Consider the following 16625-nt stretch of genomic DNA (forward strand, 5'->3'; position numbering starts at 1 on the left):
ATTGATGAGGCAATGTGATCGAAGAACTTTTCAAACATCCCAAACTTTTAGAGCTTCAAGAAGCTTTTAAGCAAGGCGACCCGGTTCTGATTGAAGAGCTTTGGAATGCTCCCAAAGCTCTTATTGCCTCTCTTGCTCTACAGGTAACGGGCAAGCATGTTTTGATTTTGACAGGCGGTAGTCAGGAAGAAAGCCGTCTATATCATGACTTTCCTTTTTTTTCGTCTGCCCCGTTGCTTGAGTTTCCGGCCTGGGAAACTTTGCCCTCTGAAAATATCGCTCCCAGTCCAGACACTGTTGGGGCACGCTACAAAGCTTTGCGCCAAGTCTCAGCAACTTTTCAACCACACATCATCATCAGCGGATTGCAAGCTTGCCTGCAAAGCTTGATTCCACCTCAAAATTTTGACTCCCTCTATCTTGCCCTAAAAAAAGGGGAAACATTCCCTTTTGACACACTCATTCAACGACTGAATGAAATGGGTTATCGACGTTCAGCTGTGGCGGCAGATAAAGGGGAATTCGCCATTAGAGGCGGCATTATCGATATCTTCCCTGTGGCCTCACCCGATCCCTTTCGCATCGAATTTTGGGGAGACGACATTGAATCAATCCGTATCTTTGATCCAATTGGACAAAGATCGATTAAAACGGTTGAGCACATTGAAATCACACCTGCACAAGAGATGGAGCTGATCCAGCAATCATCCAAGCTATCAACCATCTTAGACTATTTAGGCCCACAAACCATTGTGATCTTTGACGACCTCTTAGCTCTAGAAGATCGCTACTCCTCTTTACTACATATTTGTGGATCCCCGACGCGCTCTTTTCAAAGCATTGAAAACCTATTTGAGCAAATCGCTCCCCTGCAACAGATTTATTGGAGCCGTCAGCCCATTGAGGAACTCACAGAAGTTAAACTGAAGAGTCCAAAGGGGAAGAGTTTTTATTCAGAAAGTGCTCCCATGCATACTTTGGCCTTTAGCATGTTTAACAAAGACTTAATGGCTAAACGATGGCTTTCTCCTTTTATCCCTTTAGTGGACTATCTCCTTCCTTTTCGAGATGAAGAGCAGGAGGTTTCGGGAAATGATATTTTAGAAAATTTAGCTCACATTCCCAAAGAAGCGCATCTGCATTTTCTGTGCGCAAGTGAATTAGAAGAAAACACGCTTAAGCAAAAAATTGCACAAAAAAGTATTCCACTACCCACTCAAACTGTTTACCAAAATGGATACCTTTCGAGCGGCTTGGTGCTTGCACAAGAGCAGCTTTTAGTGATTCCTTTCACAGAGGTTTCTCATCGTTATAAGCTACGTCGACAAAAGCTACGCAGCACTTATCATACACCACCTTCCGACTCCTACCATCTTGTTCCTGGAGATATGGTCGTCCACCTCAATCATGGAATTGGACGATTTTTAGGGCTTGAAAAAAAGCTAAACCACAATGGCGTATTGAGTGAATTTTTTCTGATTGAATATGCCGAAAATGGCAAACTCTATGTCCCCCTCAATCAAGCTCACCTCGTCACCAAATACATTGGCAGTAGTGAAGATCTTCCAAGCATGCATACCCTGGGTAGTGCTCGTTGGAAAAAAACGAAAGAAAGAACGCAAGAAGCTATTGTCGGATATGCCAAAGACCTCTTGCAACTTTACGCACACCGTTCCCTAAAGGCTGGCCTTATTTATCCTTCTGATAGTATCGACATGCAAGACTTTGAGGAGGATTTCCCCTACGAAGAGACCGAAGATCAGCTTAACGCAATTGCCAGTATCAAAGAAGATATGCAGTCGACGAAATCGATGGATCGCCTTATCTGTGGCGACGTGGGATACGGTAAAACCGAAGTGGCCATGCGAGCCGCATTTAAAGCAGTAATGGATGGACACAAACAAGTTGCATTGCTTGTGCCAACCACTGTTTTAGCGATGCAACATTATGAGAATTTCATCGAAAGAATGTCCAACTTTCCTGTCCGAATTGGGGTACTTTCCCGCTTTCGCACGCCCAAAGAAATCCGAGAGACCTTAGAGCAGGTGGCAAAAGGAAGTATCGATATTCTGATCGGAACACATCGTTTGATTAGTAAAGATGTGGTTTTTCATGATCTTGGCTTGATCATTATTGATGAAGAACATCGCTTCGGAGTGAAAGCAAAAGAGCATTTGAAAAAAATTAAAATGGGTGTCGATTGCATTACCCTTTCTGCAACGCCCATTCCACGCACCCTTTACATGTCTCTTGTTGGGGCTAGAGATATGTCTGTGATCAATACGCCTCCTCAAGATCGTTTGCCTATTACCACGATTATTTCGGAACCGGGTGATCTTGTGTTTAAAAATGCCCTGCTAAGGGAACTTTCGCGCGATGGACAAGCTTATGTCATCCATAATCGCGTCGAAACGATTTTTGGTGTGGCTTCAAAAATCAAAGAATTGCTCCCACAGGCGCGTGTCGTGGTCGGACATGGGCAAATGAGCGCCGACGAGATTGACTCTGTCTTTCACGCGTTTAAAAGTGGTGCGGCTGATATCTTAGTTGCCACCACGATTATCGAAAGCGGCATCGACATCCCAAATGCCAATACCATCCTCATCAATCGCGCAGATCAATTTGGATTAGCGGACTTGTATCAGTTACGCGGACGAGTGGGTCGTTGGAACAGGCGTGCCTATGCTTACTTTTTAGTTCCCAATTTGAAATCACTTCCACAATTGGCCCGAAAACGCTTGCATGCTTTAGCAGAAGCTTGTGGATATGGCGGCGGCATGAAATTGGCAATGCACGATTTGGAAATTCGAGGCGCCGGCAATATTTTAGGAACCGAACAATCAGGCCATGTCTCTGCTATCGGATTCCATTTTTATTGCAAACTTTTAAGAAGAACCATTCAAACCCTACAAGGTGAGTTGTCGGCCGGTATGGTTGAGACTAAACTAGAGTTTCATTACGATGCCTGTCTTCCTGAAGATTATGTCAATGAAGTCAGCCTGCGGATGGAGATCTATCAACGTTTGGGCGAAGCCATTGCTTTAAGTGATGTCGAGCTTATCGAGCAAGAATTGAAAGATCGGTTTGGTCCCCTTGTCATCCAAGTGCAATGGCTCATGGCGCTCACACGCATTCGGGTCTTCGCTTCCCAACGAGGCTATACGACATTAAAATTTGATAAGCTGGCACTCTCCATTGAATGGAAAAAAGGCAAGCAAATCCTCTCTCACAAAATGTTATTAGGAAAAATAAAAACGTCTGAAGAGCTTGAAAGGGTAACCAAACAAGCTCTTGACAAATGGGAAAAGGAAAGGTTTAAGCGTTAGTCGTTGAGCTGATCTTCAAACTTGCGTCGCTTTCCTCTAAAAACACCTTTTTCTTCAAGCTTCAGCAAGTTATCTAATTCATCAATGGCCTTTATGCCCAATTCCACATGCTCTGCTGTGTACTTTGAATAGACATCTTGAGCACTTTTTTTAGTCTTAATGCCCTTTGGACTTAAAGGCAGATCTGAAATCAGCAAGAGCGCACCAAGCGGCAGTTTATGGTAATAACTGGCCATAAAAAGGGTTGCACATTCCATTTCAACCGCTTGTGGACGTGTGGCATTTAAACGGGCCTTAAAGTCAGGATTAAACTCCCAAAAACGTTTATTGGTCGTATGGGTAATCCCCAGGTGATATTTAATCCCCTCTTCCATCAACACATTTGTCACAGCTTTTTGAACGAGGAAATTGGCCATCGCAGGAACTTCTTGCGAAAAGTAGAAATCAGACGTTCCTTCCCCTCGAATCCCGGCAACCGGGACAAAGTAATCTCCGACATGATAATGACGTCTTAATCCTCCACACATGCCTAAAAGAAGGCTTGCTTTAATGGGAAGATGCGCACATAAGTCGACAATCAGTGCGGCGGCGGGTGACCCAATTTTAAAATCCAAAATACTCACCTTCTCTTTGGGTGAATGCGCGACCGAAAACATCGATCCTTCGACGATCGGCAGATCTCGGCTTGAAGCAAAATATTGCACATATTTAGGAAAGTTGGTGAGCAAAAGATAAGGTTGAAACTCTGAGACATCTGATCCAGAATATCTCTCTAACGTTCCAATCGCGATCTCTTCTTCTTCCCTTTCGAAATTCGTTTCTTCACTATCAATCATGAATTTTTTCTCCAAATTATTCTTTCCAATCCACTTCTACTGCCCCACCTTCTCCTATAAAAGGACCCATTTTTAGTGAAACGTTTTTCACTAGCGTAAAAGCATGGTGGCATCGCGGGCATTCGAGATCTTTTTCATAATGGCCAAGACGGTATTTAAAATCTTCCCGATTTTCTATAATCGCACCACATTTCGGACATTGATGGTAACGCACCACAAGATCCCACGTATGTTCTCCTTTTTGCGTCATCACTCATTCTCTTTTTTAGTTCCAAAAGAAAACAGCCAATTGACAACGGAAGAGATCAGCCCTTTTCTTTTCTTTTTTAGCGGAATATGAATGCGATTGCCCCAACCATTTATCTCGTGCATTTCACAACCTACAATTCCTTGGCTGGGTTCCACCCGATATTTCTTAAGAGTTGTATCTGGAGGATAATCGCGATACTCTTTGGCCCACATAAATACCTCATATTAAGTAGAGGAGATAACTTAAAATTCAGGTTAATATAGAATGCGAAAAACCACAATCGTAATTTTAACAGATTCGCTATCAAAGCTTAATCACTTGCCATGCGCACAATACGGGGTTGAAAGACCCCTAAAACCTCGACCAGATCTGACTGTGCTTCTATCACTTGTTCAATTGGTTTATAAGCCTGAGGGGCCTCATCTAAGCCGCCTCCAATCAATTTAACACCTCTTTGCGAAAGATAAGCGGCATGCTGTTCCGAAGTAATGTTCTGCTTCGCACGTGTACGGCTCATCTGGCGGCCACTTCCATGTGAAGCAGAATTTAAAGCAGCTGCATGACCTTTCCCTCTCACCAGAAACCCCACATCCGCCATCGTTCCAGGGATAATTCCTAGGACATCTTTTCCGGCAGGCGTGGCCCCTTTGCGGTGCACAATCCATTCTTTTTCAATGCCATCAATGATGACGCTTTCCTTCCATGCAAAATTGTGATGGTTTTCTACCGAAGTCAATGGGGTTAATCCCAATGCTTGGCTGATTCTTTGGTGAATAACATGATGGTTTGCAGAAGCAAATTTTCCAGCGAGTTGCATAGCATCCCAATACTCTAATCCTGCTTCACTATCCAGCGGCAGCCATGCCAAATGGCGCACGGATTGTTCTAAAGTAGGCATTTGTTCCATGGCCCATTTTGTATAGTGATCTGCAATTTTAGCTCCCACCCCTCTCGATCCACTATGTGATAACAAAGCCACATATTTTCCCACCTGAAGTCCTAACGGATTTTCAGAGCTGCCAATCTCTAGCTCTCCCCATTCCACAAAATGGTTTCCGCCCCCGCTCGTTCCGATTTGTCGAATACCTGTTTGCCGCAAACCACGCGTGAGTTTTGTCCCTTGCCAATGTTTTTCTTCTAAAACAGGATGCTCAATTTTCCCCTCATGCTGCCCCATAGGCCCTGAGCCAAATACGGTATTCGCAAGCAACACCTCTTGAAATGCTTGATGTCTTGTTGAATGAAAGTCTCTTAAAGCTTCAGGAGACTCTGGATACACACTCAACATCATGCGGCACGCGATATCGACACCAACGGCATAAGGAATAACCGCATTTTCTACCGCCAGCACCCCGCCAATCGGCAATCCGTAGCCCATATGGGCATCAGGCATTAAAGCTCCGGCGACAGCAATTGGTAGCCGCATGGCATGATTCATTTGATGGATCGCATCTTGCTCAATACAAGCTGCTCCCCATGTTTGGTAAGGAATTGGTGTCGATCGTAGAAGGCAGCTTTGACGTAAAGCTTCCGTTTTTTGTTTCAAATGGTGTACAAAAGCTAAAGCTTCATCCGGACAGACCTGTTTGTATAGCCGCCAGGCCTCATTACGTTCTTTAGGCATCAAGATGGTCGATCCAAGTAAATGTTGAAAGGCTTGGGGAGTTATAGCTATCGAAAATTCCTCGCTTTTTAAATTGCATGAAGATGATATACGATTTAAACTTTAAATGCATAATTTATGAGGTTTCATGTCCACCACTTCAATTGCCATTGCCGGAGGAGGTATTTCAGGGCTAGCGGTTTTAGCGAACTTGATTTTCCAGGCCCAGACTCCTTTTAACCTATTCCTTTTCGAACCATCTCATCGACTTCCCAAAGGAGTGGCTTTTTCAACAGATTGTGAAACCCATCCTCTGAATGTGCGCGCAAATGCTATGGGAGCTTTAAAAGAGCACCCTGATGATTTTTGGAAATGGGTGGAAAAAAGGAAAGAGACTCTTCAGCCTCTTTTTCCCAAAACCATTTTACATCCAGATGCCTTTCTACCGCGCAAATTATACGGGCTTTACTTAGAAGATTTATATGAAAGAGTACAAGCTGTCGCGGAAGAGAAAAAGATTAAGCTTACTGTGATCCTTCAAAAAGTATTAGATGCCTCCGAATCCAACGATCAACTCCTCCTTCAAGTTGCGCATGAAAATCCGGTGACAGTGGATGCCCTTGTTCTGGCTTGTGGTGTTCCCCCTAGTAAAAAGCTCTCTTTTGAAACGCCTCAGTTATTGGATCATCCTCACTACATTTCCGATCCTTGGAATAGCTCTGCCCTGGACAGCATGTTTCTACATTCCTCCAAAGTTCTCATGATTGGAGCGGGCTTAACCATGGCAGATACGGTTGCTTCCTTGGTACATCAGGCATTTGACGGAAAAATGATTTGTGTATCTCCACGCGGAACTTCCTCACAACCTCATCTTACAGCACCTCCTGCCCATCCTCTCCCTCAAGTCAAAACCAAGGAGCTTCCTTTAACCGCACGCGGACTTTTCAGAACTGTACGCAAAAAAATCGTCTCTCATTCTGAGTGGCGAGATGTAATCGATTCTTTACGCCGTTGCACCCAACCTTTATGGGCAGCCCTTCCCCTTCCCGAGAAAAAACAATTTTTACGCCATCTCTTCTCGTTATGGAATAATCATCGTCATCGCATGGCAGTTGCCAGTTTTGATATGCTGGAAAAACTAAAAAAACAGGAAAAGTTAGACATGCTCGCTGGGCGTGTCACCGCGATCGAAATAGAAAATGCCGAGACCTTAAATGTGACAGTGAGAACAGCTGAAAAATCGTTGCAGATTCCTGTCAATTACGTAGTCAAATGCACGGGTCCTGAGTACCAAATTCAAAAACAACCAAATCCCTTGATTCAAAATCTGCATCAAAAAGGAATGGCCCTTTGGGATACTTTAGGAATGGGTTTGGCACTGTCTCCTCATGGATACATTCAAGGCAACGTACCAGGGAAAATCTATGCGCTCGGAGCCCTTCTGCTTGGTGAAAAATTGGAAACAACGGCCGTCCCCGAAATCCGAAAAGAAGCCTTTGCAATTGCACAAAAATTACTTCATAAATTTCATTTAATTAACTAATAAAATGAAATTTACAACTAAACACAAACAATCTTTTCGCTTGTAGTTTCATTTGATTTCTGTACAATATTCACTTATTTATAACCAATAAAGGTGAAATCATGCGTTTAGGCGGAAAAAGAATGGGGGCCGGAAGACCAAAAGGATCTGGGAAATTTAAAGAACCCACAAAAGCCATTCGATTACCTGAAAGTGAAATCGAACATGTCATGCGGTATATACAAAACAAGTGCTACCGCCTCCCTTTGTATCATACCACTGTTTCAGCAGGATTTCCCTCTCCCGCGGAAGATCACATTGAAAGGAAACTCGATTTAAATGAATTGCTGATTAAACATCCTTCCGCAACATTTTTCTTAAAAGTCTCAGGGCATTCGATGATCAAAGTCGGCATTCACCACAACGACATCTTAATCGTTGATCGCAGCTTAGAGCCTTCCCATGGAAAAATTGTGATTGCCTCTCTCAATGGAGAATTGACAGTAAAAAGACTGCGTTGTGAAGGAAAAAGGATCCAACTTGTTGCAGAAAATGATGCTTACCCTCCTATTGAGATTTCCAGTGAAGATGATTTTCGCATTTGGGGTGTTGTGACAAACGTCATCCACGATCTATAGGATTCTTTTATGTCTCATTTCGTTTTAGCAGATTGCAACAATTTTTATGTCTCATGTGAAAGAATGCTTCACCCCAAACTCGAAGAAAAACCCGTGATTGTCCTCTCTCAGAATGATGGCTGCGTGATCTCTCGTTCTCAAGAGGCCAAACAATTGGGCATTAAAATGGGAGAGCCCTTTTTTAAAGTCAAAGAGTACTGTGAACGGGCTAAAGTGATTGTCTATTCTTCCAACTACCAACTTTATGGAGACATCTCCGAAAGGGTGATGAATAGCCTGTCTCAATTTGCCCCTGAAATGCAAATTTACTCCATCGATGAAGCTTTTTTGAAATTTCCTATAACACTTTCTGACGAAGAGATGTTCGCAGAATGTATGAGAATAAAAAAGCTGATCAAAAAATGGGTTGGCATTCCCATTTCGATTGGGATAGCCCCCACAAAAACCTTAGCCAAAGTAGCCAATAGCTTAGCTAAACAAAATCGGGACCTAGGAGTATTTAGCCTAAACGAGCCTCTTTCGCGCGAAGCCATTTTAAAAGAATATCCCATAGAAGACGTTTGGGGAATTGGTCGTAGACTTTCAAAGCGTTTAAAAGGGATCGGCATTTTGACGGTCTGGGATTTTATTCAACTCACGCCCTATTTTGTCAGAAAAACAATGGGGGTCGTAGGAGAGAGGATGTTGCTCGAGCTACAAGGCATTTCAGCTTTAGATCTCGAGGAAAGTTCGCCCAAACAAAGCATAACGTTTTCTCGCTCATTTGGAAGGAAAGTCACCGATATATCCGAACTAGGAGAAGCCCTCGCCACATTCGTCAGCAAAGCCTGTGTGAAATTGAGAAAACAAAAGCAATATGCGGCAGCTTTGTTGGTCTATCTGCAATTCTTCTCGCAGGATGGAGAAAGCCTTCAAGGAAATCATATGATTTATTCCTTTCCAAGCCCAACAGACGATACCATTGAAATGATTGCAGCAACTAAGCAATGCTTAACAAAACTTTATATCGACAAGAAAAAATATAAGAAATGTGGTGTCATTTTGTTGGATTTAAAATCCGCTGAACAATTCATGCCGGATTTGTTCCAAAAAGGCCCCGACATAAAGCGTCAACAGGTGATGCGCGCAATGGATAAGCTCAATACGCGCTTGAAGAAAAGAACTGTGTTTTTGGGAGGCACAGGCATCCATCAAGACTGGAAGTCACGGTCTGATCAACGTTCTCCCTATAATACCACAAGCTGGGATCACCTACCTATCGTTAAGGCTTATTGATTACTAAAATTTGACTAAACAATCAAAAAATTTAGAAGGGGTCATGTCCTTCACAAAAATTTCCATGTTGAATGGCTGATTTGCCTCGGCAAATTCTTGCTTTTTTTGTGCATAGATCACCATGCCCAAAGGAATTGCCATCAATCCACCTGTGATCAAGACAGCAAATGAAAGTGAAATGACCTTGACGATTGTCCCAAGTAGATGCGAAGTCGATTCTTCGAAAAGCTCATTGAGATTGAAATGAGTACTACGGAATGTTTTTGCTTCAAATTTAAAGGATGGAGATTCAGGAGGAGAAGCAAAGGAAAACAGCCGTATTTTTTCAATATTTTCCCAAGTCTTAGTCAAGTCACTGTCAAAAAAAGAACGCTTTTCTGAGGAGTGACGAAAACCTGGAATTTCAAATGAGCGAAAATCCGGCACTTTAAAAGATTGATAAGTATAGAAAGACATATGAAAGCCCTTATAAAACTGAAATATTATGAATTAAACGCGCTGGAATATATATTTCCTTTACAAACTCTTTAAAAGGCAAATCCTTGCCTCGTTTCTTGCAATGATTGCGGTGGGTCAAGTAAATGGCAGCACAAACTAAAGGGATCATGATAAGAGGAAAGAACAGGCATGTTAGAGCAATGCTACTCACCTTAACGACAGTGCGCAATTGGGGGATCTTTTTCTTAAAATCAGCAATAGCTGATTCGCCCTCGGCACATGGAAAATTTCGATTAACTAAACCTGTATACATCGCAATCCCTAAATAAAAAAATAATTGTGTTGAGCAGCGCATCATAGCAACAAAGCATTTATTTAGACAAGGAACGTTCACACGGTGAGTGATTTTTGGGAGTAGCTGGCTTTTCCAGCACTCCCTCATCGAACAAATCGGTGGTTACTTAAAATCTTTAAGTAAAGGAACTAGGTGAGTACTAGAATTTTTGATGAGCTTGTTATGTGCATCTACAAGATCTGTATAAGCTTCAAAACCAGGGACTTGAGGCAACAGTTCTTTTTTTCCCTCATAGGTAGAACGCGCTTTGCTTGAAGGAATCAGCATCAACCCAAGTGGCAAAATGTATAAAAGAGTCTCTTTGAGCCTATGTTTAGCATCTATAACTTTGAAGCTATTCTTAATGGCTTTACATTTCAAAATTTCTTCAAATGCTGTATCTTTTTGCTCAGTAGATAGGATTCCAGCTTGCATCTCTAAAGCCCGAAATTTTATGCGAAATTTTTCAAATCTGTCCCTTGTGGATTGTAACTTAGAATCTGACAGCATTTTGTTAAAATCTGTTCTTAAAAATGTATCCCAATACTGATGTTTTTTGGCTTCATCCCACTTGGGATCATACTGCCCCAACTCTCCAAGCAAAGATTTATTCACTCGAATAGAACTCAATGCAGCTTTTTCAAAAGCACTTACTCTCTTTTCAAGCTTCGCTAGCTTGCCTGCTTTGTACTTTTCTAACAGAGCGGGATCTTTCAGAATGTCAATTGTTTTAGCTTGTCTTTTTTTTGCCCCACAAACATTTATAATGGCTGATGGGACAAGAAGAGGACTCATAAGTAGGAAAAGGGGATAAATAACGGCACTAACAACACATTGAAAGCCTACGACTAAAACACCATCCTTTTTTTTCTCTGTATCTTTGTATTCTAACTGATAATTTTCATGATTTAAGACCAAATTACTGATCGTTTTGATTGACATAGATTTAATCCTTGGTTTTTTAAAAGATATTTTTTCTACAAAGAGTAAATCCATCCCATTAGGTACATCCGCAAATTGCAACAACATTTGCAATCCAGCACCCGAGAACGGGATGATTTAATTCTTTGGTATTTCCACAGGCAAATGAGCCTTTTTCCATGCCTGCATTCCCCCATGCACACTTGCCATGTGAGGAAACCCTCTTTTCTTTGCAAGGGAAGCTGCAATCGATGAACGATATCCACTTCCACAAATCATGGCAATCCGTTTTTCTCGAGAAAGCAAAGGTAACTCTTTAGCAAGCAAGGGTAAAGGAATATGGAGGGCCCCTGCAATATAACCTTGATCCCATTCCTCTTGAGTACGCACATCAATGATTTGCTGTATGTTACTAGACGCAATATTTTCTGGAAGGATGAGATCAAAAGAATCGCTCATTTCGGGAGACAATGATTGCTCATTCCACAAAAAATAACCCATCACGTGATCTAAACCCACCAGCCTAACACATGTTAAAGCTTTCGTGACGGTTTCAGCATCGGAAGAAATGAATACAATGGGTGAATCAGCAGAGACAATCTCTGCAGCCCATTTTGTAAAAGAGGATCCAAAAGGGATATTTATGGAACCTTTGATAAATGATTGAGCAAATGCTTCTTGATTTCTAAGATCGACGAGCTCGAGATCTGATGAATGCAATTCCTGAATATCCAGCACGCGGAGCGGTGTAAGAGAATCAATGAGATCTGCTCCTTTCACATTTAATTGCTTCAAGCGCGCAAAATAACGAGGTGGAGGAGGCATTTCAGCTAATAATTGGTTAATCCATTCAGTTTCTGCCTGCGCCCGCAAATGGGGATTTGTATGGATTTCATCTTCAAGAATGATGAGATTTTTATCCGCAATATTTTTTCCACAAAATGAGCCAGCCCCATGGGCAGGGTACACATTTATCTGCATAGGCAAAGTTGTTAAAACGTGAAAAGTACTTTGATAAAGCTGTTTAGCTAACTCTAAACATTTGTCCGGTCCTAGAAGATCTGGACGCCCTAGAGATCCTCCTAAAAGAAAATCGCCTGAAAATACAGCTGTTGGAGAATCGTGTTCAAACACGATCCACATGAGATGTTCTGGAGTATGCCCAGGAACATGCCAAGCTTGCACAGTTAAATTGCCTAGATTAATCATTTCACGATCATTCATCACCAAACGATCCGCATAACGAGGTTGCCACTCTTCTCCACCTAAGCCTGAACAAACAATCGTGGGCATTCCTTGCAAGCGAGACTTGAGCTCTTTTGATCCTGAGACAAAATCGGCGTGCACATGTGTTTCTAAGATATAGCTAACCTGAACGCCCCCATCTGCAATGATTGATAGTAAGGGTTCTACGTTGCGTGTTGGATCGATAACAGCGGCCTGAAGCGTGTCTGCATCAATTAAAAGATAGGTATGGATTGATAAATGAGGATCTGTAATTTTTTTTAATATCATAAAAGCCGCAACAGTAAAATTATTCTACCAAGATATTCATAATTAGAAAGATGTGTTATACTACTAGGATAAATCAAAATACTTAACTCAAAAAAATGATCATGCATATCTATCCCCAATTTTCCTGCGAACTCAATCTCCTCGCAAACCCATCTTTATCACTTGTCCATGAAACGGGTTCTCAGGAAAAACTATTTGACACTATTTTTCAATATTTGATGCATTATTGTGAACTTTTAAAAAAAGTGGATGGACCTAGGTTAAACCAAATTAGATATAAATTATTAAAAAATTCTTCCGCTCCTATCCTTCAAAAAAAAATATCTCTTTTATTTGATGCCCTTTTACACAACCGCTCGCAAATCGTTCCCTTCAAACCTCCCAAACCAACATTTTTGTTTAAAATTGCGCTTCCCCCAGAAAATGTAACCGCATTCAAATCACATGTTTATACGGTTCTTAATCGATTTCCTCGTTTTCAATTTGGGGAAGATCTATCCATCTACGATACGGCTTTTCAAAATTTCCCTAAGCGCCATAAAGCCCCTCATGTTTTCTTATCAGTCATGAAAACCTTTGAAAAGTACATAATGAATCACAAAACACAACGAAAAGAACTTGAAAAACTCCAGGAAACATACAGAGAATTGACACAACCTCTCATTGCGATTCGATTAGCAGTCGTGATCGACACTGAGCCCTTGACCAGTACAGTTAATATTGCCTTATGCCATAATGTAAGGGAATTTATCGACAAAAAGAAACCTGTCATTGTCAATCGATATTTTTTAAATATGCATGAAGAAGTCGCCTCTTATCCACTGGTTGATTTTTATGCACAAAAAAATGGCAGCCTATGTGTGATCATGCCCTCAGGTCAACATTTAGAAGATTGGGGATTTTCTAAAGACAATTTAGAAAAAGCTAGCTTTGAGCAAGTAAAAGCCCCCTCTTTAACATTTGAAATATCCACGGATATTGAAAAAATTCTTATCTCTTCAAACGCACAGGGCCTTTTTGCACGATTTATCTTTTTTGGCGGACATGGAAGCCATCCCAGCTATCACCCAGAAGTGATGCATGAGGGAAGCATTGTCGGATTACCTCCAGAAGAGTTGCAAAAAACCATTAAAGCCTTAAATCCCACATTTTTAAGCCTGAGAAGCTGCTACTTGGCTGGCAAAAACATGCGCCACATTCACTTCCCAGATCAAACAATTCAATGCCCCATTTTGATTGAATCCGTTTTGCCAACTGTGACACGTAGCTCTAACTACGACACCTTTAGTACAAGTCTTTTGCACAAAATGGAAAGATTGATGCTTGGCAAAAGATCAAACCACCATTTACCCAAGCAGCTCTCAAAGGATGAAGTACGTCATGCGGTGGCCCAATTGACGTATTCGAATGAAATGGAAAAATTATCTCAAATTTTCATGCCCCTCAATCATTCAGATCTTCCTAAAATTTCTTATTCTGTATTTAAAGACACTCCGGACATCCTTGACGTAAACAAAAGAGACAAACAGTCACAAATCCAACAGCACATCTTGATATTCTCTCAAATGATTGAAAAAGATCCTTTTTACATCACAACGAGAAACCCTCTTATTTTCCTCTCTAAAGGCTTGGCCATCCACCATTTTGTTAAAGAAATAGAAGCCCCTTATCAAGAGATTGAGAAAATAGCAGAAACCACTTTTAACACGATTTCAACAAAATTTGAACCCATTCCTAAAGCCTTTTTCATTGCAAAAATGCACTGCAAGGTCAGTGGTAAGCAAGAAGCTTTAAGCCAAATTCTTATCACGTATGCACATGCTACCCTGGAAGTTACATTTAACATTGTAGGTCAAAACCATTTTTATCGGATTAAATTCGCAAAAGATCATCCGCAAGAAACAGAGAAAATGCTCTCTCAAACACAAGTGATGTATGATTATTATCTGGCAATGACACAAACAGCTCCCCCCGATAAGTATCTACAAGAAAAAGATCAAGACTTTCTAGATGCTCTCATGTACACCTTTTGGCCTCTCAAAAGACAGCTAGAAGTAGCTTTATACACCGCCTTGCTCAACAACAGATACATTTTCACAAAAACTAATGATTCAAATGTTAAAACTGCAAAAGCATTTGATAGAGCCATTGAGATATTTACGCAAAGCTCCCAGTATTCAGAAAGCGAGAAGAAAAAAATCCTATGTCAAATATACGATTTGGCAAGAACATTAAAAGATAAAGATGTTCTCAATAAAGTTCGTCTTCATACGAATCCTCTCTTATTGCAAGCGGTCGAATCTGACAACATTCCAGCCATACAAGCCCTTTTAAGAACAGATCTACAATCCATTCACGCTAAAAATTTGAATGATTCAGGTGCTCTGCAAATAGCGGCATCCTTAAACAAACCAGAGATTGCAAAGCTACTAATCAAACATGGCGCTCCCATGAGACATAAAGATAGATTCGGAGTCTCCGCCATTGACTACATCATCCAGCAGGAAAATACAGAACTCTTAGCCTTGATGTTTGAAAATGGACTTGATCTGAAAGATGATGAAGGGGGAGAACTCTTCATCCTCGCGCTTGATATAAACAATGCTGCCATCTGCCAGATTTTGCTAAACCACCAAGCAGGAATCCATTCTAAACAACCGATCCTTTGCTACGCAGCTTTCCATGCCAGCAAAGACACCTCATTTTTTAAGCAAATCCTCGATTATCCAAATATCCATATCAATCAAACTGAAGAAACGACTCAACGCACGCCTCTCCACATAGGTCAGCTAAACACGATACACCTTTTGCTGGAAAAAGGGGCAGATCCAAATCTAGCTGATGCTAAAGGACTTTCACCCTTACATTGTGCGATTTTGTTTGGGAAGAATGAAGCGCTCGATCGAATTCACGTTCTTGTCGAATATGGAGCCGATATCAATGCCCAAGATAAACAGGGCAATACACCTTTGCATCTTGCCATAGAAAGCCAAGATCTCACTTTAATTTGCTCATTGTTAAAGTTAAATGCTTCTTTGACGATTGAAAATACGCACAAAATAACTCCTTTAGATTTTATAGCAACCCATTTTGATCTCGATTTTCTCAAACAAATTCTCGAGCAAACAAAAACCAACTTAAATGATGAGAAGCTATTTCAAATACCTCCGCTATTGAAAGCCCTACAAAATCGTGATTTTGCATTAGTCAATCGGTTCATCACCTGTGGAGCTGATATTAACATGGTTTATTTAGGGTCACCCCTCTTATTTCACTATTTGAAACATCGCCCTGCAAGTATTGAAGCGCTTAATCTTTTTATAACGCATGCGAATTTAACCCTTGTAGACACACAAGGGAACACAGCTTTAATCCAAGCGGCGAAGGAGAAAAATATCAAAGCCTTTAAAATGTTTGCGACATCCGATGCATTTGAACATGCTCTCACTAAACAAGAAAAAAGAGCCTTAAAAGAACTTCCTGAATGGTTATTGTACGAGTTTTTAGAATTGTTTGTTAAATCCAAGCAAAGCAAAAAAAGTGAAGAGATGTAAATGCAGCACGGTGGAAATTTTCCCAGATCGGGATAGAGCTCTTAGCAATCGGATTTTCTTATTCAGAAAAGATTAGAAACATCCAGCGAGATCCCTTTTGATCCAAAAAGAGCTCAATAAGTCCTGATGAAGAAACAAGCCTCCCTAAATGACTGATTAAAAAAGAAAGTACACTACACAAATTCTCAAAATGATAAAAAAAATGAACCTGGTTTATAGGGCTAACTTCTAGTTTTTAGAGTAAAAACATTTTACAAAAGGGGGGGCGCTTTTCTTCAGTTGGGATATTCCACATCAAATATTTTGTAACCTCGGCGTCTGTAGCCCAATCTAAAAATTCGTCTAAATAAATAGAGCTAAACGTTTTTAAAGCTACAATTTCTTCGGACGGTTTATGCTCCATCATACAACAA

At 41.1% G+C, this 16625-nt stretch carries 14 protein-coding genes; 5 read left to right on the forward strand and 9 right to left on the reverse strand.

Translation table 11 applies throughout. From position 1 onward, the window contains the following. Window positions 1-14: 14 nt before the first annotated feature. Window positions 15-3326, forward strand: a complete 3312-nt coding sequence (gene mfd / locus AOM43_RS11100; RefSeq protein ID WP_059360305.1) for a transcription-repair coupling factor — start codon at window positions 15-17, stop codon at window positions 3324-3326. On the opposite strand, the gene AOM43_RS11105 is transcribed toward mfd, so the two are convergent. From AOM43_RS11105 to AOM43_RS11120, 4 genes are all read right to left on the reverse strand, one after another. Continuing rightward, window positions 3323-4162 carry an AMP nucleosidase gene (locus tag AOM43_RS11105; protein ID WP_006340516.1) on the reverse strand — a complete coding sequence of 280 codons (840 nt, stop codon included), beginning with the start codon at window positions 4160-4162 and terminating at the stop codon, window positions 3323-3325. The two genes, mfd and AOM43_RS11105, sit on opposite strands and share 4 nt — an antisense overlap. A 16-nt stretch (window positions 4163-4178) precedes the next feature. Then, window positions 4179-4412 (reverse strand): hypothetical protein, encoded by a 234-nt coding sequence (locus AOM43_RS11110; RefSeq protein ID WP_006340517.1) that lies wholly within the window; start codon window positions 4410-4412, stop codon window positions 4179-4181. After that, complete coding sequence (locus AOM43_RS11115; RefSeq protein ID WP_013924251.1) at window positions 4412-4624, reverse strand: hypothetical protein; 213 nt, start codon at window positions 4622-4624, stop codon at window positions 4412-4414. The genes AOM43_RS11110 and AOM43_RS11115 overlap by 1 nt, the downstream gene beginning before the upstream one ends. 98 nt (window positions 4625-4722) lie before the next feature. Further along, the gene (locus tag AOM43_RS11120) at window positions 4723-6036 is read right to left on the reverse strand and encodes an RtcB family protein (protein ID WP_226987509.1); all 1314 of its coding nucleotides are present in this window, start codon (window positions 6034-6036) and stop codon (window positions 4723-4725) included. Window positions 6037-6163: 127 nt separating this feature from the next. On the opposite strand from AOM43_RS11120, the gene AOM43_RS11125 reads away from it, so the two are divergent. The 3 genes from AOM43_RS11125 to AOM43_RS11135 all read left to right on the forward strand — a co-directional run bounded on the left by AOM43_RS11125 (window position 6164) and on the right by AOM43_RS11135 (window position 9450). Next, complete coding sequence (locus AOM43_RS11125) at window positions 6164-7558, forward strand: FAD/NAD(P)-binding protein (protein WP_006340520.1); 1395 nt, start codon at window positions 6164-6166, stop codon at window positions 7556-7558. 101 nt (window positions 7559-7659) lie between these two features. Further along, window positions 7660-8175 (forward strand): LexA family protein, encoded by a 516-nt coding sequence (locus AOM43_RS11130; RefSeq protein WP_013924250.1) that lies wholly within the window; start codon window positions 7660-7662, stop codon window positions 8173-8175. A gap of 9 nt (window positions 8176-8184) precedes the next feature. Then, window positions 8185-9450 carry a Y-family DNA polymerase gene (locus tag AOM43_RS11135; protein WP_006340522.1) on the forward strand — a complete coding sequence of 422 codons (1266 nt, stop codon included), beginning with the start codon at window positions 8185-8187 and terminating at the stop codon, window positions 9448-9450. 3 nt (window positions 9451-9453) lie between these two features. Here AOM43_RS11135 and AOM43_RS11140 read toward each other — a convergent pair whose 3' ends face one another. The 4 genes from AOM43_RS11140 to AOM43_RS11155 all read right to left on the reverse strand — a co-directional run bounded on the left by AOM43_RS11140 (window position 9454) and on the right by AOM43_RS11155 (window position 12658). Then, on the reverse strand, window positions 9454-9906 hold the full coding sequence (locus tag AOM43_RS11140) for a hypothetical protein (protein ID WP_013924249.1): 453 nt from the start codon (window positions 9904-9906) through the stop codon (window positions 9454-9456). Between the two features lie 10 nt (window positions 9907-9916). Then, window positions 9917-10201, reverse strand: a complete 285-nt coding sequence (locus AOM43_RS11145; RefSeq protein ID WP_226987510.1) for a hypothetical protein — start codon at window positions 10199-10201, stop codon at window positions 9917-9919. A gap of 144 nt (window positions 10202-10345) precedes the next feature. Beyond that, complete coding sequence (locus AOM43_RS11150) at window positions 10346-11164, reverse strand: hypothetical protein (protein ID WP_226987511.1); 819 nt, start codon at window positions 11162-11164, stop codon at window positions 10346-10348. Between the two features lie 117 nt (window positions 11165-11281). Next, entirely contained in the window at window positions 11282-12658 is a 1377-nt protein-coding gene (locus AOM43_RS11155) for an MBL fold metallo-hydrolase (protein ID WP_059360312.1), read from the reverse strand. Between the two features lie 101 nt (window positions 12659-12759). On the opposite strand from AOM43_RS11155, the gene AOM43_RS11160 reads away from it, so the two are divergent. After that, window positions 12760-16212, forward strand: coding sequence for an ankyrin repeat domain-containing protein (locus tag AOM43_RS11160; RefSeq protein ID WP_226987512.1), 3453 nt, complete (start codon window positions 12760-12762; stop codon window positions 16210-16212). 235 nt (window positions 16213-16447) lie between these two features. On the opposite strand, the gene AOM43_RS13470 is transcribed toward AOM43_RS11160, so the two are convergent. Continuing rightward, the gene (locus AOM43_RS13470) at window positions 16448-16618 is read right to left on the reverse strand and encodes a hypothetical protein (RefSeq protein ID WP_162531523.1); all 171 of its coding nucleotides are present in this window, start codon (window positions 16616-16618) and stop codon (window positions 16448-16450) included. Between the last annotated feature and the right edge of the window lie 7 nt (window positions 16619-16625).

It is taken from the genome of Parachlamydia acanthamoebae, assembly GCF_000875975.1.
Taxonomy (GTDB): domain Bacteria; phylum Chlamydiota; class Chlamydiia; order Chlamydiales; family Parachlamydiaceae; genus Parachlamydia; species Parachlamydia acanthamoebae.